This is a genomic window from Mesorhizobium sp. M6A.T.Cr.TU.014.01.1.1, assembly GCF_004022765.1.
Taxonomy (GTDB): domain Bacteria; phylum Pseudomonadota; class Alphaproteobacteria; order Rhizobiales; family Rhizobiaceae; genus Mesorhizobium; species Mesorhizobium mediterraneum.
In genome coordinates this window covers 89189-110159 of record NZ_RZPG01000016.1, presented here as the reverse complement: position 1 = coordinate 110159, position 20971 = coordinate 89189, and the positions used below count along the sequence as shown (strand labels likewise).

Annotated in this window: 21 protein-coding genes and 1 pseudogene; 16 read left to right on the top strand and 6 right to left on the bottom strand. The window is 62.2% G+C overall.

Going from position 1 to position 20971, the window contains the following annotated elements; translation table 11 throughout:
- Positions 1 to 13: 13 nt before the first annotated feature.
- The 9 genes from EN885_RS19315 to EN885_RS19270 all read left to right on the top strand — a co-directional run bounded on the left by EN885_RS19315 (position 14) and on the right by EN885_RS19270 (position 9980).
- Positions 14 to 2581, top strand: coding sequence for a DUF4396 domain-containing protein (locus EN885_RS19315; RefSeq protein WP_128242266.1), 2568 nt, complete (start codon positions 14 to 16; stop codon positions 2579 to 2581).
- 26 nt (positions 2582 to 2607) lie between these two features.
- Complete coding sequence (locus tag EN885_RS19310; protein WP_095485185.1) at positions 2608 to 3045, top strand: YqaA family protein; 438 nt, start codon at positions 2608 to 2610, stop codon at positions 3043 to 3045.
- A 163-nt stretch (positions 3046 to 3208) separates the two neighbouring features.
- Positions 3209 to 3646: a hypothetical protein gene (locus tag EN885_RS19305; RefSeq protein WP_128242265.1), complete on the top strand. Its 438-nt coding sequence runs from the start codon at positions 3209 to 3211 to the stop codon at positions 3644 to 3646.
- Between the two features lie 313 nt (positions 3647 to 3959).
- A complete protein-coding gene (locus EN885_RS19295) occupies positions 3960 to 5417 on the top strand; it encodes a TolC family protein (RefSeq protein ID WP_128242264.1) in 1458 nt (485 codons plus the stop codon).
- Between the two features lie 17 nt (positions 5418 to 5434).
- Entirely contained in the window at positions 5435 to 6793 is a 1359-nt protein-coding gene (locus tag EN885_RS19290; protein WP_095485181.1) for a copper oxidase, read from the top strand.
- Between the two features lie 43 nt (positions 6794 to 6836).
- Entirely contained in the window at positions 6837 to 7325 is a 489-nt protein-coding gene (locus EN885_RS19285; RefSeq protein WP_127291764.1) for a cupredoxin family protein, read from the top strand.
- 26 nt (positions 7326 to 7351) lie between these two features.
- A complete protein-coding gene (locus EN885_RS19280) occupies positions 7352 to 7636 on the top strand; it encodes a copper-binding protein (RefSeq protein WP_164897876.1) in 285 nt (94 codons plus the stop codon).
- A 321-nt stretch (positions 7637 to 7957) separates the two neighbouring features.
- A complete protein-coding gene (locus EN885_RS19275) occupies positions 7958 to 8635 on the top strand; it encodes a response regulator transcription factor (RefSeq protein WP_095485178.1) in 678 nt (225 codons plus the stop codon).
- A complete protein-coding gene (locus EN885_RS19270; RefSeq protein WP_245493108.1) occupies positions 8577 to 9980 on the top strand; it encodes a HAMP domain-containing sensor histidine kinase in 1404 nt (467 codons plus the stop codon). Before EN885_RS19275 ends, EN885_RS19270 begins: the two co-directional genes overlap by 59 nt.
- Positions 9981 to 10624: 644 nt before the next feature.
- Here the strand turns inward: EN885_RS19270 and EN885_RS19265 are convergent.
- A complete protein-coding gene (locus tag EN885_RS19265; RefSeq protein ID WP_126106535.1) occupies positions 10625 to 10915 on the bottom strand; it encodes a hypothetical protein in 291 nt (96 codons plus the stop codon).
- Positions 10916 to 11062: 147 nt separating this feature from the next.
- On the opposite strand from EN885_RS19265, the gene EN885_RS19260 reads away from it, so the two are divergent.
- On the top strand, positions 11063 to 11350 hold the full coding sequence (locus tag EN885_RS19260; RefSeq protein WP_245329848.1) for a copper-binding protein: 288 nt from the start codon (positions 11063 to 11065) through the stop codon (positions 11348 to 11350).
- 73 nt (positions 11351 to 11423) lie between these two features.
- Here EN885_RS19260 and EN885_RS19255 read toward each other — a convergent pair whose 3' ends face one another.
- Positions 11424 to 11792, bottom strand: coding sequence for a hypothetical protein (locus tag EN885_RS19255; RefSeq protein WP_095485174.1), 369 nt, complete (start codon positions 11790 to 11792; stop codon positions 11424 to 11426).
- A 143-nt stretch (positions 11793 to 11935) separates the two neighbouring features.
- Here EN885_RS19255 and EN885_RS19250 point away from each other — a divergent pair, with 143 nt between their 5' ends.
- On the top strand, positions 11936 to 12202 hold the full coding sequence (locus EN885_RS19250; RefSeq protein WP_128242263.1) for a BrnA antitoxin family protein: 267 nt from the start codon (positions 11936 to 11938) through the stop codon (positions 12200 to 12202).
- 66 nt (positions 12203 to 12268) lie between these two features.
- Here the strand turns inward: EN885_RS19250 and EN885_RS19245 are convergent, their stop codons facing one another.
- The gene (locus tag EN885_RS19245) at positions 12269 to 12799 is read right to left on the bottom strand and encodes a Crp/Fnr family transcriptional regulator (RefSeq protein ID WP_164897875.1); all 531 of its coding nucleotides are present in this window, start codon (positions 12797 to 12799) and stop codon (positions 12269 to 12271) included.
- A 70-nt stretch (positions 12800 to 12869) separates the two neighbouring features.
- On the opposite strand from EN885_RS19245, the gene EN885_RS19240 reads away from it, so the two are divergent.
- Positions 12870 to 13445 (top strand): periplasmic heavy metal sensor, encoded by a 576-nt coding sequence (locus tag EN885_RS19240; RefSeq protein ID WP_128242261.1) that lies wholly within the window; start codon positions 12870 to 12872, stop codon positions 13443 to 13445.
- Between the two features lie 39 nt (positions 13446 to 13484).
- On the opposite strand, the gene EN885_RS19235 is transcribed toward EN885_RS19240, so the two are convergent.
- The 3 genes from EN885_RS19235 to EN885_RS19225 form a co-directional block, all read right to left on the bottom strand.
- Entirely contained in the window at positions 13485 to 13922 is a 438-nt protein-coding gene (locus EN885_RS19235) for a c-type cytochrome (RefSeq protein WP_128242260.1), read from the bottom strand.
- A gap of 154 nt (positions 13923 to 14076) precedes the next feature.
- Entirely contained in the window at positions 14077 to 15594 is a 1518-nt protein-coding gene (locus EN885_RS19230) for an ATP-binding protein (protein ID WP_128242259.1), read from the bottom strand.
- Positions 15591 to 16310 carry a response regulator gene (locus EN885_RS19225; protein ID WP_095485165.1) on the bottom strand — a complete coding sequence of 240 codons (720 nt, stop codon included), beginning with the start codon at positions 16308 to 16310 and terminating at the stop codon, positions 15591 to 15593. Before EN885_RS19225 ends, EN885_RS19230 begins: the two co-directional genes overlap by 4 nt.
- A 320-nt stretch (positions 16311 to 16630) precedes the next feature.
- Between EN885_RS19225 and EN885_RS19220 the strand changes: the two genes are divergently transcribed.
- The 4 genes and pseudogenes from EN885_RS19220 to EN885_RS19205 all read left to right on the top strand — a co-directional run bounded on the left by EN885_RS19220 (position 16631) and on the right by EN885_RS19205 (position 20863).
- Positions 16631 to 17101: a (2Fe-2S)-binding protein gene (locus EN885_RS19220; RefSeq protein ID WP_128242258.1), complete on the top strand. Its 471-nt coding sequence runs from the start codon at positions 16631 to 16633 to the stop codon at positions 17099 to 17101.
- Between the two features lie 11 nt (positions 17102 to 17112).
- Entirely contained in the window at positions 17113 to 19287 is a 2175-nt protein-coding gene (locus tag EN885_RS19215; RefSeq protein WP_128242257.1) for a molybdopterin cofactor-binding domain-containing protein, read from the top strand.
- Positions 19274 to 19615, top strand: a complete 342-nt coding sequence (locus EN885_RS19210) for a c-type cytochrome (RefSeq protein WP_245493103.1) — start codon at positions 19274 to 19276, stop codon at positions 19613 to 19615. Before EN885_RS19215 ends, EN885_RS19210 begins: the two co-directional genes overlap by 14 nt.
- Positions 19602 to 20863: pseudogene (locus EN885_RS19205) on the top strand (NAD(P)/FAD-dependent oxidoreductase). The gene EN885_RS19210 and the pseudogene EN885_RS19205 overlap by 14 nt, the downstream one beginning before the upstream one ends.
- Positions 20864 to 20971: the final 108 nt, after the last annotated feature.

Sequence of the window (20971 nt, the reverse complement as noted above, 5' to 3'; positions counted from 1 at the left end):
CAGGAGTTCTGCAGTGTTCGTACAGCCCGTCGACTACTTTCTTGCAGTCTGGTTCGTTCTAGCGGCCCTCAGCACGGCTTGCGTGGCGTGGGATCAGTTCCGCAACAATCCCGAGCCCGTGGTAATGAAATGGGGCTTCATCCTGGTCACGCTCTATATGGGGCCGCTGGGGTTGCTGATTTACGTGCTGGCCGACAAGGAGCCTCGGCCGGGCGAACACGAGGCGTTCACCAAGCCGCTCTGGAAGCAAGGCGTCGGCTCGACGATCCACTGCGTCGCCGGAGACGCCACCGGCATCATCCTCGCGGCAGCAATCACCGCCGCTCTCGGGCTGCCGATGTGGATCGACCTCATCGTCGAGTACGTTGCCGGATTCGCGTTCGGCCTGTTCATCTTTCAGTCGCTGTTCATGAAATCGATGATGGGCGGCACCTATTGGGAGAACGTCCGCAAGAGCTTCATGCCGGAATTCATCAGCATGAATTTCATGATGGCGGGCATGGCTCCGGTCATGAGTTTTCTGATGATGGGCAGCGACATGCGGGCCATGGAACCGACCGAGTTCCTGTTCTGGGGCGTGATGTCGTTCGGCGTGATCGTTGGATTCATCACTGCATATCCTGCCAACGTGTGGATGGTGGTTCGTGGCCTGAAGCACGGGCTGATGACCGAACGCGAGCCGGAATTCGACAAGGCGAGGGAAGGCAGGCGCGAGCACACGCATGGCGGCGCGGAAGTCGGGGTAGCGGGGCACCGTCATGACGAGGAAAAGCGCAAGCCTGAACCGACGGGAGACCGCCCAAGCCACAGCGCTCACGCGCGCGTCGACGAACACGCCAACCCTGGACATGGCGGCGCAGGCGGCAATCCCGGGGTTGGTCATTATGGATCCGGCCACGGATCGACGCATGGGGAGGCGGGCATCACTGCCTTTGCGAGGATCGGCCGTCATCCGCTTCATCCTATGCTTGTGCCGCTTCCGATCGGATTTTTCATAGCGGCACTGCTTACCGACATCGCCTATTGGCTTACGGCTTCGCCGGCGACGGCGAGCGCAGCCACATGGCTGATTGCCGGGGGCGTCGTGACCGGCGCCGTCGCCGCTGCCGCCGGTCTGGCCGACTTTTTGGCAAACGCCGAGATTCGCGCGCTCTACCACGCACGCTATCATCTCGTCGGAAACGTCGCGGTTCTAGCGATAGGAGCAACCAGCCTGTGGTTGCGAAATTCAGTGGGTGAGGCCGATGCCGTGCTGCCTTGGGGTCTCTCAATGTCCGCTGCGGTCGTCGCGCTGTTGGCATTCACGGGGTGGCATGGAGGCGAGATGGTCTTTGGCCACGGCGTCGGCATGCAGCCGCATCAGCATGAAGCTGGGCACAGGGTCCATCGGCAAGGATCTCGATCCGGCCACGGCTCAGCCCATGGCAATGGGGGAGGCGGGTCGCGTAGTCCGCATGGCGGTCACGGGATGGAACCGGATGCAACTGTACCGCAACTCGCGGCCTTTGGCGGCGTGTCCGTGCTTGCGCTGGCGCTCGGCATGATCGCTCCGGCCAATTGGGTGAACCTCACCCTCAGCGCGCGAGACGTCGGCGGCGCTATCATGCCGCCGGGTATGGTTATGGACCGCGACACGCCGGCTGCAGCGATGCTCGACATGGCCGCCGTGCATCCTCGCCTGGTCACGGCCAGTCATGGCCTGGAGGTACGCGGCGACCGGGAACTGCAAGCCAGGATGGAGAACGGGGTGAAGGTGTTCGACCTTGAAACGTCGGTCATCCGCTGGGCGATCCTGCCTGACGTGAAAGTCGATGCCTATGCGATCAACGGTCAGGTTCCGGGCCCGCGGCTGCATATCCGGCAAGGCGACCGCGTGCGCATCAACGTCACGAACCGCCTGCCGGAGAGCACGACCCTGCACTGGCATGGATTGATCCTGCCGAACGAAATGGATGGCCCGGCCGAGATCACGCAGGAGCCCATCCCGCCCGGCGGCAGCTACCGATATGAATTCACGGCGGGCCAATCAGGGACCTACTTCTATCACTCGCATGACCATGTCGATCGCCAGCAGGCGCTCGGACTCTACGGCGCGCTCATCATCGATCCTGCCAATCCCCAGGTCGAGATTGCGGCAGACCACGACTATGTTATTCAGCTTCAGGAATGGCTGATGCGGGAGGGCCTGACCTTTCCGTCGATGCCGATGGACGGCGGGCAGCCGAATTACTTCACCATCAACGGCCGCGCCTATCCTTCGACGGACACGATCAGGATGAAGGTCGGCGAAACTCTGAAAGTGCGCTTCATCGGCACCAACAATGGGTTTATCCACCCGATGCACATCCACGGCGGTCCATTCGAAGTTGTCGCCCGCGACGGCGAGACGATCCCGGAGTCGGCGCGTTTCCTTGCCGACACAGTCAACGTCGGACCAGGGCAACGCTACGATGTCGTCTGGCAGGCCCGTCGGCCCGGAAAATGGCTGATCCACTGCCATATCGGGCACCATACGACCAACAACAATGTCGAAGAGAAGGGCGGTGGCGGACTGATGGTCGTGATCGATGTGCAATCCTGAAGCCCTTCCGCAAAGCGAAAACATAGATGGATGTGTTTGCCGTATACGGCGGCCTATTTGCTGTTGCCTTCGCCGCGGCGACCATCCTTCCGGCGCAGTCGGAGGCCGCCCTTGCAGGGCTCCTCGCCACGGGTTCCTTCTCGCCCGCAGTGCTGGTTGGTGTCGCCAGCATAGGCAACGTCCTGGGCTCGGCGGTGAACTGGGGGCTTGGTCGAGGGATCGAACGCTTCCGGGACAGGCCATGGTTTCCGCTGCGTCCTGCGATGCTCAACCGCGCAACGAACTGGTATCGCCGTTACGGTAGATGGTCGCTCCTGTTAAGCTGGATGCCGATCATCGGCGACCCGCTGACCGTGGTCGCTGGGGTCTTGCGCGAGCCGCTATGGAGCTTTGTCGCAATCGTCGCCCTCGCGAAGGTTTCGCGTTATCTGGTCGTCGCCGGGGCGGTGCTGAACCTGATGTAAAACCGGAATCGCGGACATCGCAGCGCTGCTTTTTGCGCGGGCCATAAACAGGCCATACAAAAATGTATGAAAAATGTGGTGGCACATGGCGGCTTCGAGCAATACCGTCCTTACAACAACCTTCACTTTTGGTTGCACTGCAGCAAACTGGTCGAGGGCGGCCTTGACAAATCAGCCGAACAATTGTCGGAAGGGGTTGATGAGGACTCTTGGTCGATTCACGATCCTAGGAAACGCACCGCTCCGAGCAATGCTGGCGGTTTTGTTCCTGGTCATGTCGGCTCTTCAGCCTGGTCTGTTCGCCACAGCCAATGCTACGGGTTTTCACGCCGGGGTGCATCTCCAGGCCGAGACAGCCGCACACGATATGGGCGATCACGGCGCCACGGCGGACGACGCGGACACATCGGAGCATCATCACGGCGCCAAGCAATCCGCCGACAAGAGCTGTGAAGCCCATTGCGCGCCGGCAAATGCCGTGCCGGTCGACTGCCCTGACTTGGAGCATGTTGTCTCCCGCTGCTTTGCGCCCGTCGTTGCCGTCACTTTGCCGCTTGGCGAATACACAGCGCTCATAAGGCCCCCCAAACATCTGAACTGACTCGCCCTTTCGGGGCGTTCGCGCGCAGCGTCGGGAATCCGTTCCCGCGCGGCCAAACGCATACGTCATGTTTCAGGTCTACAATGAAAATCGCAAGCTCCGCGATGCTCGCATCGCTGTTAGTTACCGGATGTGCGGCAACCACGCCGCCGGACATCCTTCCCGCCTTCAATCCGGCCGATCCCGCAATGGGCGTCCGTGATGTGCACTACCACCCGGTCGTCGTCGACTATCGCCACCGGGAGCCAGTCGATCCGCGGAATTGGCGGCGTCTCAATCAAGAACGTTCTCCCGTGAACCCGGGAGCCGGATCATGACGCGCCGGTTCCTGACCATAGCTGCAGTGGTGACCATTCCGCAGATCGCAGCCGGATGCACGACCAGCGGGGTCCTTGATGGCATCTCGGCCCCGATGGCCGGCTTCACGACAGTTGCGGCGCGTGCCGAATCCGTGACCGGCAAGAAAACCGTATGGGTGCAATCCAGCGAGGAAGCGCGGACGGCTTCAGAGCGCGTGAAGCGCCTCGTCCAGAAGAAGACAATCGGCCCGGACACCGCGGTGCAGGTCGCCTTGCTCAACAACAAGGGCCTGCAGGCCGCCTACGCCGAGATCGGCTTGTCGGCGGCCGACATGTGGCAGGAGACGATGCTCGTCAATCCGACGATCTCTGTCGGCATGATCGGTGTCGATCCCATGCGGACGATTGAAGGAGCGGTGATCAGCAACATCCTTGCGCTGGCGACCCACAAGCGGCGCGTCGCAGTCGCGGACGCACGTTTCCGTCAGGCCCAGCTCCGCGCCGCCGAAGAAACGCTACGATTGGCCGCGGACACGCGGCGGGCCTGGATCAATGCTGTCTCGGCCTGGGAGAGCGTTTCCTATCTGAACAAGGCGCAAGCCGCCGCCGACTCTGCCTCCGAACTCGCTCAAAAACTTGGAGAGACGGGTGCCTTCACAAAGACCGGCCAAGCCCGCGAACACGTCTTTTATGCCGAGATCACCGGTCAGGCGGCGGAAGCGCGGCTCGCTGCCCGGACTGCCAAGGAAGAGCTCACCCGGCTGATGGGTCTATGGGGACCGGACGTCGATTACTCGGTCCCCAACATGCTTCCAGCCCTGCCCAAAGGGGCCAAGGCCAAACGCGCGATCGAGGCTGAGGCGCTAAAAAATCGCGTCGATCTCGAGATCGCGAAACTTGAGCTGGAGGCGCTGGCGAAATCCTACGGTCTGACCGAGGCGACGCGCTACGTCAGCGACCTGGAACTACTTTCCGGCGTCGAGGTGGAACGCGAGGAGTCGGAGGAGGGCGGAACGGAGACGAGTGTCTCACCCACTCTCGAGCTCGAGCTCGTCATTCCGATTTTCGATACCGGCAAGGCACGCATGCGCAAGGCCGAGCTTGCCTACATGCAAGCCGCAAACCGGTTCGCGGAAAAGGCGGTCAACATCCGGTCGGAGGCGAGATCCGCCTATGACGCCTACCGTTCGACCTACGACATTGCCCGGCACTATCGGAACAATGTTGTGCCGCTGCGAACAAAGATCGAGGCGGAGTCGGTCCTCACCTACAACGGCATGATCACCAACACGTTCGAGCTGCTGGCGGACACACGCGCGAAAATCAGCTCGATCATGCTTTCCCTCAACGCCAAGCGCAATTTCTGGCTGGCCGATGTCAATCTCGGAACCGCCATCCACGGCGGCGGCGCGAGCGCGTCCGGGGGCGGCGACGCACCGGCCGCGGCCGAAGCAGGCGCCGAAGGCCACTGAATTCAAGGAGAAGAAAAATGCTTTCAAGACGTCAGTTGTTAGGCGCGGGAGCCCTGCTCGCCGGCGCCACTGCATGGACCAAAACGTCCGCGATGGGGCTGCCCGACGCACCAATCATGGAGTCCCCTGATATGCAGCCTCCGATCTTCCCGACGAGCGGACCGGACTACCAGCCGGTCGTGACGCTCAACGGCTGGACCCTTCCGCATCGCATGAACAGCGGCGTGAAGGAGTTCCACCTCGTGGCCGAGCCGGTCGAGCGCGAGATGTCGCCCGGCATGACTGCCTATCTCTGGGGCTACAACGGTCAATCTCCCGGCCCGACCATAGAGGCGGTTGAGGGCGACCGAGTCCGCATCTTCGTAACAAACAAGCTGCCGGAGCATACGACGATCCATTGGCACGGCATGATCCTGCCCAACGGCATGGACGGCGTGACCGGTCTTACCCAGCCCGGGATCCCGCCCGGCAAGACCTTCGTCTACGAGTTCGACCTCGTGAAGAGCGGCACATTCATGTACCACCCGCACGCCGACGAAATGGTCCAGATGGCGATGGGCATGATGGGCTTCTTCGTCATTCATCCCAAAGACCCGAAATTCATGCGCGTGGACCGCGATTTCGTGTTCCTGCTGAACGCCTTCGATATCGAACCGGGGTCGTACGTCCCGCGCATCATGGAGATGACGGATTTCAATCTCTGGGGTTGGAATAGCCGCGTCTTTCCGGGGATCAGTCATCTTCCTGTGGCGAAAAACGACCGGGTCAGGGTTCGCGTGGGCAACCTGACCATGACCAATCATCCGATCCACATGCATGGTTACGACTTCGAGGTGACCTGCACCGATGGCGGCTGGGTCCGGCCGGAGGCGCGGTGGCCGGAGGTGTCGATCGACATTCCCGTCGGCGCCATGCGGGCATATGAGTTCGAAGCCAAATACGAGGGCGACTGGGCAATCCATTGCCATAAGTCGCACCACACAATGAACGCCATGGGCCACGACGTGCCCACGTTCATCGGCGTCGACAACTCGAAAGTCACCGACAAGATCCGCCGGGTCCAGCCAGAATACATGGCCATGGGTGACCGCGGCATGGCCGACATGGGCGAGATGGAGATGCCACTTCCCGACAACACGATTCCGATGATGACCGGCTGGGGCCAATTCGGCGCCATCGAGATGGGCGGCATGTTCTCAGTTGTGAAGGTTCGCGAGGGTCTGGCCTCGAACGATTACGCCGATCCGGGATGGTACCAGCATCCGGAGGGAACCGTGGCTTACGAGTGGAAGGGGGATGTCCCCGCTCCGACGAAATCAGGCGACGCAAAAACGATGGCCCCGGCAGCGCACGGCGGTCACGGCAAACAGGGATGAGAAACCGAAACCCCTCAACCTCAACAATGAGAGAAAGTGCAGCATGAAACGTATAATCGCAGCGGCCGTTTTGATGGCGGTCAGTTCGGGAGCAGCTCTTGCCGGTGGAACCCATGCCGGAGGCCATGGCGACAAAGCCGCCACAATGCCGATCGGCAGCCCTGGCGAGGCTAGCAAGGCAAAACGGACCATCAACATCTCGATGTCGGAGAAGGACGACGGAAAAATGTTGTTCCAACCGGCCGTCCTCAAGGTGAAGAAGGGCGAGACCGTTCGCCTGAAATTCATCAACAAGGGCCAAATCGATCACGAGTTCGTCATGGACGTCCACGACGGAATTATGGAGCACAAGGCGCTGATGGAGAAATTCCCCGAGATGGAGCACGCCGATCCCAACGCGATCCGGCTGGCGCCCGGCGCCAGAGGCGAGATCATCTGGACGTTCGCCAATGCCGGCGAATTCGGCTTCGCCTGCCTGGTCCCGGGCCACTACGATTCCGGCATGAAGGGCGACATCACCGTCGCCAACTGACTGCTAAACCGCAAAGGAAGCTAATCATGACACTATTGGTAAAGACTCTCTCGGCACTCGCGCTCGTGCTCGCCATCGGCGGGAGCGCGCTTGCGCAGGAATACGTGAAGGGCGAAGTCATCAAGGTCGACGCCAAACAGAAGAAGCTGACGATCAAGCACGAGCCGCTGACCAATCTCGACATGCCTGCGATGACGATGGTGTTCGTCGTCGCCGAGCAGGGCCTGCTCGAGAAGGTCAAAACCGGTCAGGCGATCGAGTTCACAGCCGACCGCGTCAACGGACGCATCACGGTCACCGGCATCAAGTGATCCGGGACTGGTGCCGCGGGTTGAAAAATCCGCGGCGCCGGAGGTTTTCGCAAGCGATCCGGCGCGACAGTTTGCAAGGTGATGAGTTCCAAGGCGCTTTCCGCCTGGGACCGTGTTGTCGATCCAGTGCACGGATGTTGAGACGTCAGACCCAGTACCTGGCCGGTGGAAAGGCCGCGTCGCCGACTAAGGGCACCAGGCCGAAAAACCCGCCGTCAAAACCTCACTGAGACATCGCTTCGGACGCCATCGCGGGCAGAAGCAAACTGGCCAAAAGGTCATCAACGCTTGGCGCACCAAGCCAGATGAGAGATTAGCATTATGAAAATTCTCTTAGTCGAAGACGACGAACAAATCAGCCGTTACATCGAAAATGGACTGAGCTCTTCCGGCCATGTGGTCGATGTCCTGACAGACGGGCGCGATGCTTTGCTTGTCGGACTGCGCGAACCCTATGACGTCGCCATTGTGGATCGGATGCTGCCTGGCCTCGATGGCTTGTCTCTCGTGCGGGGTCTTCGAGGCGCCGGCGGAAAGGTGCCAGTGATTTTCCTGACGGCAGTGGGCGGTGTCAACGATCGAGTTGAGGGATTGGAGGCAGGTGCGGACGATTACTTGATCAAGCCTTTTGCATTCTCCGAACTCCTGGCTCGGGTCAATGCTCTGCAAAGGCGCCCTCCGATCACCGCCGAAAAGGCAAAGCTGAAGGTGGCTGATCTGGAACTGGATCTCTTCAGCCGCCTCGCCACCCGCGGCGGAACGACGATCGAATTGCTCCCTCGGGAGTTCGCGCTGCTTGAACTCCTGATGCGTAACGAGGGCCGCATACTGACGAAGACCATGCTCCTTGAGCGGATCTGGAACTTCAACTTCGACCCACAAAGCACCGTGGTGGAAACCCATATTAGCCGACTGCGGGCGAAGATCGACAAACCATTTGATGTTCCGCTCCTGCGTAACACACGCAATACCGGCTACACCATTCATGGCCAACGCTAGTATCGCGAGAAGTACGTCGATCCGCCTTGCCGCCTTCTACATCTCCCTGTTTCTGCTTTCGTTCCTTGGAGCCAATTTCGTCGCTTACAACATGGTCGCCGCCTATCTTTACGAGCGGCTGGATTCCAATGTGACGGAGCGGTTCCGGGAGATTTCTTTCGCCTATGACGCGAACGGTGTCGATGGTGCTGCCGCCATGATCCGAAGCCATGGCCCGGCAATCAGGGGACAGGAGACGCTTTACACACTGAAGGATTCCGACGGCGACTTCCTGGCTGGCAACATTGATATTTCCGACGTCCCGCCGGGATTTTCTACGCGCGCACCGACAAGCCACGAGGCGGCGCTCAACAACTACCGGCTCTACCGGAAGAACCTGGACGGCTACGACCTAACCGTCGGCGTAAGCTATGACGACACCGATCGCTTGCGCGGCATCGCGCTTGTCAGCTTCGGCTGGGGAACGGCGATCGTACTTGCGGGAGGGCTCGGCGCGGGCGCGGTGTTGGCCTTCCGCACACGGCGGCGTATTGCTGGACTGTCGCGCGCTATGAAGGCCGTCGGCGCTGGCGAACTCGCTACCCGCCTGCCACTCTCCTTGCGCGGCGATGACATCGACATACTGGCAGCTGAGATAAATGTCGCGCTTGCACAGCTACAGGCCAACGTCGCGGCGATGACGCAGGTAACGACGGACATCGCGCACGATCTCAAGACGCCGATCGGTCGGCTGTTTCTAACGCTTGAGGCCGCTTCCGAAAGCAAAGACCAAACGGCCATCAGATCGCTCATCGAAAAAGCTATGGGCGAAGTTTCGCATATAGCCGGCACGTTCGAGGGCTTGCTGCGCATCTCGCAAATCGAGTCCGGCGCACGCCGTTCGCGATTTGCGCAGGTGAACGTTTCGGAGTTGGTCGCCGAAATCTACGATATCTATAGCCACATCGTCGAGGACGCCGAGCGTTCGCTGGTTCTGTCCAGTGACAGCCGAAACACGGCCTCATTCATATGGGGCGATGCCGATCTGCTGAAGCAGATGTGCGTAAATCTTATCGTCAATGCAATGCGCCATACACAACGAGGAGCCCGGATTGCGATCGGTGTCACGACGCAGGCGAATCGCTGCGCAATCGTCGTCAGCGACAACGGACCGGGCATCCCGGCGGCGGAGCAGCTGAAAGTGTTCAAGCGCTTCTATCGCCTGGAAAAGAACAGGACCACCGAAGGGACAGGGCTCGGCCTAAGTCTGGTCAAGGCCATATCGGATATGCACGGCGCGACAATTTCCCTGGGCGACAACAGGCCCGGCTTAATCGTGGAAACAGAGTTCCCGCGTAAACTATGAAAGCGTTTGAGGTTAGTCACGTGAACGGATGGTTCATATCGCCTGTGACGAAACTACAAATATTCAATAGTGGTTCGATCAGACCAGAGTTCGCATACCCGCCACGAAGGGAAATCGCCCGTTCCGGGTAGCGTGGTATAGCCGGCGGTATTGGTCGCCAGGTCCGGCGTACGCCGGCGGATGCGCGCCTACGGCACTGACTTTCTATATGCTGGGTACGGACCTGCCTGCGCATCAGCGGCTATGTCTGATACGATATCGCCGGCGAAAACCTCAGCTCCGACGTCGTTGGGACAGTTGTCATAAGCGGGCCGTTCGCAAGACAGATGCACGCTCACGGACCGAGCTCGCCACCTTGCGCGTCTATGCTCAAATCAAACACTACCCTTCCCTCGGTGACGCTGCGACCACATCACGACTGATGACAGCATTGCGGGTGAGAGCAGCATCATGAGGCGTTGCTTGTGTAGGCGACGACCATCCCCGAGGGGGTGGTGGAGAGTCGGTTTCCTTGGTGCGGTGTGCTGTGCTGTACAGGCTTGGTTGAGGAAGCAGTCGAAAGGACAAACCAGCCGGCGCATTGCCGGCTGGTTTGTCCTGCACTGGCTCCGCTGGGAGGATGCGGAGCTGCGGTGTTGGGCCGGCTACCGGCCCGCCCAGCTGGCGCGCTGGCGGGGGCTCCCGACCTGCCACGATGAGGGGCTCACAGCTTCGACCCTATTGTAGGCGGAACTGGAATTCTCGATATCGCCATTGTCGAGCACTTGGGAAGATACGTCGGGCTTGGATGCCGATTTCGTGGTTTCGCCCGTCGATCCATGGCCGTGCAAGACCCCGTCGATGCGGGGGCTTGTTGCGTTTGTGCCGCTGTTGGCGACACTGGCCGTGGTCATTGCCGCGAAGACTATCAATGCATATCCGATGGTGTGTTTCATGGCTCAGTCCTTTTGTCGAAAGCGAGCGTTCGAACGCTCAGCAACCACAGACTACCGGGTCGAATTCACGGGCACCTTCCCTCGGATTTACATTTTTGTGATTCTCATGCGTAGCCGCGGCTGAATCCGAAATCGGGAAGATCAGTTTTGAAGATGTTGAACGGCTGTCTCAGTTTCTCTTACGCCGATGCATGGGCTATCCAATGCGGCTTCAAAGGGAAAGAGCGCGTTCAACCAGGCGGGAGCGCACTGGCGCAGGAATATGTGAAGGGCGAAGTCATCAAGGTCGACGCCAAACAGAAGAAGCTGACGGCGATGACGATGGTGTTCGTTGTTGCGGAGCAGGGCCTGCTCGACAAAGTCAAAACCGGTCAGGCGATCGAGTTCACAGCCGACCGCGTCAACGGATGCATCACGGTCACCGGCATCAAGTAATCCGGGACAGGCACCGCGGGTTGAAAAATCAACCCGCGGCGCTGTGCTGTCGAAAATGCCATGAGTACGGAAGTCAGGATGAAGGGGCCGCGCAGAAAATCCTCCAGAGATTTTCTTTCCAGTCATCATGTGCGGAGCGGTTCAGAGACATCTCTATGGGATATTTTCGCACACCTACGCTCACATATGCCGGATAACTACAGCGAACGCGTGCATGATGCCTGCCGGTATCTTCGTACCTGATGACGCCGTTCGCGTCCGTCTCGACGAGGCCAATAGCGACGTCAAAGTCATAATCCCCATATGGCGAGACACTGTTGTCCATGACGCTGAGCTGGACCGAGGTGGCATCTGGAAAACTGGCGGTGTAAAAGACCAGTTGCTCCGCCGCCATCGAGGGCGTAGCCACCAACACGCCGGCAAACAATGCAATGGCGCGCATTTCCTCCTCCCGAGGATCCAGAGCGAGACTATCACCTCTCGCGTCAATATTCTAATTACTGTTCCGGGCAGTGGGTCGAGGCATTCCGATGCGCGTTGCGTTGCATGTCTCCTCCCATCCGTTACCTCCAGTCAGGACCATCAATGGCAAATCCTCCGCGCCGACCGACAAATCCAATGGCTGCCGCCGAAGCCGCCTTCAAGCCAGTCAAGAAGCCGGCCCCACCGGTTCGCGAAGCCGCAGCTGCTCCAAGTGTCAGAGAGCTTGTTTCAATCAGGATTGATCGAGCTGTCCTGGATTATTTCCAGGGGGACGGACCCGGTTGGCAGGACCGTATTAATGATGCTTTGCGGGCCATGGTCGAGAAGCGGATCGCCGCCGAGGGCGATCGTTCAGACGACATCACCTGACGAAAATGTGAGCGCCTGGTGATCTTTTCTGGGCGGCATGTGGGAATGCATCATGCCGGAGGCACATCATCGCCGGCGGGCAAGCTCCCGATAAAACGCCTCCGGCGTAACGGCGATCTCCGACGCAACATGATGCCAGCGTCCCTTGGGCGGCAAGACGCCGCCGTTGCATGCCATCCAGGCGCTGACTCTCGCTGCGACGGATTTCAGGGATAGTATCTCGGTTCGCGTTCGCGTCTGGTGGACCTCGCCTGCCAAGTGTCGCAGCAGTGAGGAGGCCAGCGCGCGATCGCTTTCGAGCGCCGCCTTGGCCTTGGTGATCGGCACGGCGCGCACTGTCGATTCCTCGGTTGCCAAGGCGTCGCAATGATATCGATCCGCAAACAGCGAAGCCTCAGCCAGGATCGAAGCCGAGCCGGCACGCTGCAACGTCAGCTGGAACCCGTCGGGAAGTGCACGAACAAGGCGCAGTTCTCCCGCGGTGACCAGGAAGAGCGACAGCACCGGGTCGTCCATACGAAACAGGACGCTGCCGGCAGGGAGAGATTGCTCTCGTTCCGCGAGTTCGAGGAATCGCTCGAAGAGGAGTTCCGACATGATCGCAATCATGTTTCAGTTCCCGCGGCTGTGTCAAACGTCGCAAACATGAAACGCTAAAGATCATTCGATGAACCGCATCCCCATTGCCGCGCTGTCTCTCATGCTGACTTTTCTTGCCGCCCCTCACGGACTGGCGCAGCAGCATGGCAGCATCAACCATCACAAGGCCGCTGAAGGAAAGGATCCAGCCACTTCGTCTTATTTCGGGATGGAGACGCGCCGCGTGAAAGCGCTCTCGGACGAGCAGATTTCCGACCTTATGGCGGGGCGAGGGATGGGTCTGGCATTGGCGGCCGAACTCAATTCCTATCCGGGTCCGTCACATGTCCTCGATCTCCGTGATGCTCTTGATCTCAGCGACGAACAGGCCTCGCGGACCAAGGCCCTGCTGGATCAGATGAAGGCAGAAACCATCCCGCTCGGAAGACGAATCATCGAGGAAGAAACCGAACTGGACCGCTTGTTTTCCGAACGAAAGATAACGTCGGCGCACCTCGTTGAAATGACAAAAACCATCGCCGACGGGCAAGGCGCGCTACGAGCAGCGCACCTGCGCTATCATCTCGATATGGCCGAGTTGCTCACCTCTGAGCAGATCGGCCGGTACTCGCAGCTTCGCGGATACTCTGGCCGGGTCGATTGAACAGGGCTGCGCACGCAACTTTGGCTTCATCAGCGGACGCTATTGCGCGACCGCACCTTCCAGGTAGCCGATTATCGCGGCGCGCTGGGCGGCGTTGGGAACGCCCACTGTCATCGATGTGCCCGGAACCATAAGGCGTGGCGCCGCGAGGAAGGCATCAAGGGTACCGCGTTCCCAAACGATGCCCGCCTCCCGCAGCGCGGCCGAATAGCGGGCGCCCTCGACACTGCCCGCCTTGCGGGTGATGACGCCCGACAGATGCGGGCCGGCTCTGTTCTGGCCGGGCTCGAGGCTGTGGCAGGTGCCGCAGCGCTGCCGGAACAGCCGCTCTCCGTCGGCCTGCTGCGCGGAAGCGGGGCCCGGCAACAGCAGGCCGACGGCAGCCAAGAGCGCAGCCAGGGACGTACGCGCTCGCGTGACAGACGTCCGCAGGGATACGGTTACGTGGTTGCGTGTCGTGGCTTGTGAATGGTTCATCGGATGACCTTTGCTGAACGTTCGGGGAGGGGCTTTGCTGGTGACCGGAGGCTTCCGGCAAGACCAGCCGCTCACCAGCGAGAGCGGCTGCTGGGTCGAGGAGGCGCGGGGAGGATGCAGGTCGTGACTTGTCCTTCGCTGCGACAGCGATGATCTAATTATGGCGCGGCAGCGCAGGAGTTCCGATCGCGGGACGGTTTCGGGATCGCAGTCCGGTCGGAGGTTTCGTCTCAGGCATGGACGCTGGGGCAAGCTGCTTGGCCATGTCGATCAGCGGCAACCTGATGAGCGCTCGAAGGCCCTCGTTCCGGTTTTCCAGCACGATGTCGCCGCCATGGTGGCGGGCGATGGCGCGGGCAATTGACAGGCCGAGCCCGACGCCGCCGGTCTCCCGGTTGCGCGACTGCTCCAGGCGGAAGAAGGGGGCGAACACCTGTTCCATGTCGCCTTGCGGAATGCCGGGTCCGGCGTCCTCGACGACGATGTCCAGACTGTCGTCACTCCTGACCAGGCTCACCTTGGCCTGCTCGCCGTAGCGGACGGCATTTTCGACGAGGTTGCGGATCGCCCGGCGCAGGGAGTCCGGCCGGCAGCGATACAGCACCTTGGGCCCGTCATTGACGGTGACGTTTTGGCCCAGCTCCGCGAGATCGTCGCAGAGGCTGCCGACCAGTGCTGAAAGATCGACGGTGCGCGTCGCCTCTACCGCGGCGTCCTCACGCGCGAAGGCGAGCGCCGCTTCCGTCATCGTCTGGATTTCCTCGATGGTCTTCAGCATCTTTTCCTGGAGTTCGTGATCCTGGACAAACTCCGCGCGCAGCCGCAGCGAGGTCAGCGGCGTGCGCAGGTCATGGCTGATCGCCGCAAGCATCCGCGTGCGGTCCTCGACGAAGCGCTGCAGGCGCTCCTGCATGCGGTTGAACGCCTCGGCGGTCTGGCGGATGTCGTCGGGTCCTGATTCTGGCAGCCGCGGCACGGCCTCGCCACGACCGAACAGTTCGGCGGCATTGGCGAGCCGTCGCAGCGGACGCGCGATTGCCTGCGCCCCGAAAATCGCGATGGCGGACAGGATGAGCGCGGTGAGCGCCAGCGATATCGCCGATTGCGTCGTCCAGAAGGCGTTCGGCATTGCCTTGGCGTAGGCGGCATTCAGCCAGGTGCTGTCGTCGAGGCGAACCGAAAGGCCCATGCCGTTTGGGGCGGCGTCCATATAAAGGAACTTGGCCGGCCGCGAGAAGGGCCTGCCATTGCCGGACAAATCCAACATGCGCGGCGGCACGGAAGGATCGGCGGCATCGACTGCGTTCGAGGCCTGTCCGTTCATGTAGGCGGCATATTTGCCGGCAATCCCGGGCAGCGGCTTGGCGAGCTGAGTAAATGCCTCCTGTTGCCAAGCGAGGGGATTGCTCGGTCCGTCGTCCGAGGTCCAGAAACGCGTATAGGCCGTGCCGCTGACGTTGAGGATATCGGGCCGAAGTGAGGGCGGTGTCGTGTCAAGCAGAAGCGCCAGCGAAGAGGTGCGGCTGACGAACTCGCCCTTGGCCGCCGCGTGCAGGGCCTGGCCGCGCTCGTCCCACGAAATCAGGAACGTGATCGCCTGCGATAGGGCGAGCGCCAGAAGCACCAGCATGAGGAAGCGGGCCGCCAGGCTGCGTCTCCACAACAGCATCATGCCTGGGCCACCTCGGCGGTGAAGCAGTAGCCGCCGCCCCAGTGCGTCTTGATCAGCATCGGACTCTTCGGATCCGCCTCGATCTTCTTGCGCAGCCGGCTCACCTGGTTATCGACGGCCCTATCAAACCCGTCGGCGGTGCGCCCGACCGTGAGGTCGAGCAGCTGATCCCGGCTAAGCACGATCCCGACATGCTCGATGAAGGCGGTGAGAAGGCGGAATTCAGCCGTGCTGAGCGCGACTGCCACGCCGTCGAGCCCGACCAGCTCGCGGCGGCCGACATTCAGCGTCCAGCGGTCGAACCGAAGCGCGTTCGACTTGAGGCGGCCGCGCTGCGGCGGCAGGCTGTGGACGCGCCTGAGCACAGCCTTGATCCGCGCCAGCAGTTCCCGCGGGTTGAACGGCTTGGTCAGGTAGTCGTCGGCCCCGATCTCGAGGCCCACGATCCGGTCGATCTCCTCGGCCATGGCGGTGAGGAAGATGATCGGAACGTCGACCGTCCCGCGCACATGCCGGCAGGCGGCAATGCCGTCCTCGCCAGGCATCATGACGTCGAGGACGATGAGATCGGGCAGGCTGCGGTCGAGCAGCCGCTTGAGCGCGGCCGTGCTGTCGGCGACGCTGACGCGATAACCCTGCTGGGTGAGGTATTTCCCGACGAGGTCGCGGATGTCCCTGTGGTCGTCGACGACCGCGATGTGCTGCGCCACTTCCATGCAATGCTCCAAAGCCGCCGCTAAATAGTCGGCCAGTATCGACGATATCTAGTTTGCGTCTACACGGATGATCACCTTCCGCACCATGGCGGCAATCTCGCACGGCATCAACAAACCGTGAGAAGTGTAACGAAGTGTATCAGAACGCTTCGCCTGCGACAGCTTGTGATGAACTGCCGGTCATCGGGACAAGGTTCTGCGACAGGTCCTGGCTAACTTGGCCTCGTCGCTAGCCGGGACTTCCGGTCTCTGCCGCCGGGCCACGCCAGGCGGCATCCGGATGGTGGTCCTCGCCAGCCTTTGATCGAAAGGATTGCACAATGGCCACATTGATCGTCAACGGCACGCCACGTGACGTCGAGGTCGACCCAGACACGCCGCTGCTATGGGTGATCCGCGAACAAGTCGGACTTACCGGGACGAAGTACGGTTGCGGGGTTGCCGCCTGCGGAGCCTGCACCGTCCATATTGACGGCGCCGCCACGCGCTCCTGCGTGCTTCCGGTGAGCGCGGTCGGGCCGGACCAGCAAATCACCACTATCGAGGGACTTTCGCCGGACAGTTCGCATCCCGTCCAGCAGGCGTGGCTGGCGCTCGATGTGCCGCAATGCGGTTATTGCCAGGCCGGCATGATCATGGCTGTGGCTGGTCTGCTCATGCAGAACCCGAACCCCACGGACGAGGACATCAACACCGAGATCACCAATATCTGCCGCTGCGGCACCTACAACCGGGTCCGCGCCGCCATCAAGCTGGCTGCCAATGGCGGCGAAGCCACGCAACGCGGTTGAGGAGAACAGCCATGAACGCGATAATTTCCATCTCCCGCCGCAGCTTCATCATCGGCGTGGCCTCCACGGCCGGCGGCATGTCTCTCGGGTTCAACGTGCCGTTCATCAAGCCTGCGCTTGCCGAGGGCGCCGAGACGGCGCCGGAGATCAATGCCTGGGTGGTGATCAGGCCCGACGACACGGTGATCATCCGCATCGCCCGCTCCGAGATGGGGCAGGGGACGCTGACCGGCCTGGCGCAACTCGTCGCCGAGGAGCTGAATTGCGACTGGTCCAAGGTCACGACCGAATATCCGTCGCCGGCCCAGAATCTCGCGCGCGACCGCGTATGGGGCAATTTCTCGACCGGTGGCAGCCGCGGCATCCGCGAATCGCACGAATATGTGCGCATTGGTGGCGCCATCGCGCGCGAGATGCTGATTGCCGCTGCGGCCGCCGAATGGGGCGTGCCGGCCAGCGAATGCACCGCAAGGATGGGCATGGTCACGCATGCGGCATCGGATCGCGCCACCTTTTATGGACAGTTGGCCGCCGCCGCTGCGCGGATGACGCCGCCCGCCAATGTCACGCTGAAGGACCCGAAGGATTGGACCATAGCCGGCAAGCCGCTGCCGCGGCTTGATACGGCCGATAAGCTCAACGGCAGCCAGATCTACGGCATTGACCTCAAGCTGCCGAACATGCTCAACGCGGCAATCCGGGCCTGCCCGTATTTCGGCGGCAAGGTGGAGAGCTTCGACGCAGCGGCGGTGGCTGAAATGCCCGGGGTGCGCACCGTCGTTCAGGTGGACGAAACCGCTGTTGCGGTTGTCGCCGACACGTGGTGGCGGGCGAAGACCGCCCTCGATGCCCTGCCGGTCGTCTGGGACGAAGGTCCCAACCGGCAGGTCACCAGCGCCTCGATCGCGGCGATGCTCGAAGAGGGGTTCGGCGCAAATGACGCCTTCATTGGCGCCGAGCAAGGTGACGCGAGTGCCGCCCTGTCCGCTGGCGGCCGAACGGTCACGGCGACTTATGCCTATCCCTATCAGAACCACGCAACCATGGAGCCGATGAACGCGACGGCGCTCTACACGCCGGAGCGCTGCGAGGTTTGGGTGCCGACCCAGAATGGCGAGGCGAGCCTTGCCGCAGCGGCCGAGGCCGCCGGCCTGCCGGTGCAGCAATGCGAGGTGCATAAGATCCATCTCGGCGGCGGCTTCGGCCGGCGCGGCAACTTCCAGGACTATGTGCGTCAAGCGGTCAGCATTGCCAAGCAGGTGCCGGGAGCACCCGTAAAGCTCATCTGGTCGCGTGAAGAGGACATGCTGCACGGCGCCTATCATCCGACGACGCGGTGCCGACTGACGGGCGCGCTCGACGCGGACGGCAACCTGACCGCTCTGCACATGCGTATATCCGGCCAGTCGATCCTTGCGGCGGTGCGGCCGGAAGGCATGCAGAACGGCATGGACCCGGTCGTCTTCCAGGGCCTCGTCCTCAGTGGCACGGAAGGCACACTGGGCTACACGGTGGACAATCTGCGGATCGACCATGCCATGCGCAACCCGCCGATCCCGCCGGGCTTCTGGCGAGGCGTGAACCTCAACCAGAATGCGCTCTACGTCGAGTGTTTCATGGACGAACTCGCCCATGCGGCCGGCGTCGACCCGCTCGCCTTCCGCCGCAAGCTGATGGTCAAACATCCGAAGCACCTCGCCGTGCTGGAGGCGGTTGCCGAACGGATCGGCTGGGACACCCCGCCCGCCGCCGGCGTTCACCGCGGCCTGGCGCAGATCATGGGTTTCGGCAGTTATGTCGCGGCGGCAGCGGAGGTTTCGGTCACCGACGGGCAACTCAGGATCCATCGCATCGTGGCGGCCACCGATCCGGGTCATGTCGTCAACCCCGCACAAGTGGAGCGGCAGGTCGAGGGCTCCTTCGTCTATGGCCTTTCTGCCTGCATCTACGGCGAATGCACCGTCAATGGCGGCCGCATGGAGCAGGAGAACTTCGACAGCTACGAGGTTATGCGCATGGCCGAGATGCCGGAGGTGGAGACGATCATCCTGCCGTCCGGTGGCTTCTGGGGCGGCGTCGGCGAGCCGACCATCGCGGTCGCCGCGCCGGCCGTCCTCAATGCGATCTTCGCCGCCACCGGAAAGCGCATCCGCACGCTGCCGCTGAAAAACCATGACCTCGCATGACATGATGCGCCCAAAGAACAGGCGCGGACGATCGTTCGCGCCCGTCCTGGTTGCGGCGCTCGCGGCCAGCGCGCCGGCATGGGCCGGCGCAGCGCCTGGAGCGGCGGCATGCACCGGCTGTCACGGGCCGGCGGCGCTTGGCTCAGCCATCCCCTCGCTCGACGGCCACGCGGCGGACGACATCGTCGCCCAGATGCGAGCCTTCCGTTCCGGTGAGCGCAAGGCGACGGTCATGGACCGCATCGCTAGGGGATATACCGAGGAAGAGACGCGCGCCATCGCCGAATGGCTCGCCAAACCCGAGGCGGCACGCCATGCCCAGCCGTAGAGCCTTGATCGGCGGCGCGGCGGCCAGCGTCGCCGCGACGGTCCTTGCTGCGCCGCAGGTACGCGCACAGGCGCAGCCCAGCGTGGTCGTGGTCGGCGGCGGCTTTGCCGGGGCAAGCTGCGCCCGCGCACTGAAGCAGCTGGATCGCGACCTTGCCGTGACGCTGATCGAGCCGGAGACAGCCTATCTGGCCTGCCCGTTCAGCAATGCCGTGCTTGCAGGGCTGCGCGGTATCGAGGCGCAGACCTTCGGCTATGACCGGTTCGGCGACATCGGGTTCATCCGCAAGCGCGCTGTCGCCGTCGATGCCGAGCGCCGGCGCGTTCGGCTGGATGACGGAACTGACATCGGCTACGTCAGGCTGGTGCTGGCGCCCGGCGTAGACCTGCGCTTCGACGCGCTGCCGGGCTACGACGAGGCGGCGGCGGAGATCATGCCGCATGCCTGGAAGGCGGGGCCGCAGACGTTGCTGCTGCGCGACCAGCTCGCGGCGATGCCGGACGGTGGGGTGGTCATTCTCTCCGCGCCAGCCAATCCGTTCCGCTGCCCGCCCGGTCCCTACGAGCGAGCAAGCCTGATCGCGCATTACCTCAAGACCAGCAAGCCACGCTCGAAGCTGATCATCCTCGACGCCAAGGACGCCTTTTCGAAGCAGCGGCTGTTCGAAGCCGCCTGGCGAGAGCTCTATCCCGGCCTGATTGAATGGGTGCCGCTGTCCTCGGGCGGCAGGGTGACGGAAGTCGACCCGGCGACAAGGACGCTGGTGACCGAGTTCGGCAGCCACAAGGCTGATATCGCCAACGTGATCCCACCACAACGTGCGGGCAGGATCGCGCAGTCGGCCGGTGTCGCGGATCAGACGGGCTGGTGCCCGATCGACCCGGTCACCTTCGAGTCCCGCCTGCAGCCAGCGATCCACGTCATCGGCGACGCGGCGATCGGTGGGGCGATGCCGAAATCCGCCTTCAGCGCCAACGCCCAGGCAAAAGCCTGCGCTGCGGCGGTCGCCGCGCTGGTCAGGGAGCGGCAGCCGGCGCAGCCGAAGCTCATCAACACCTGCTACAGCTTGGTCGCGCCCGGCTACGGCATTTCGATCGCAGGCGTCTACCAGCCGCGCGACGGCCTGCTTGCCGAGGTGGAGGGTGCGGGGGCACAAGCCCGCTCGAAGCGCCGTCCTCCGTCCGCGAACTGGAAGCGGCCTATGCGGAGGACTGGTTCCGGACGATCACCAGCGAAGTGTTCGGATGATGAGGATGGCTTGCCTCGCTGTTGCGGGATTGCTGATTGCGGCCTCGCCCGGTGTCGGCGAGGAGGCGGTATCTTACGTCGTGACCGGCGACGCGATCATGGAGCCTC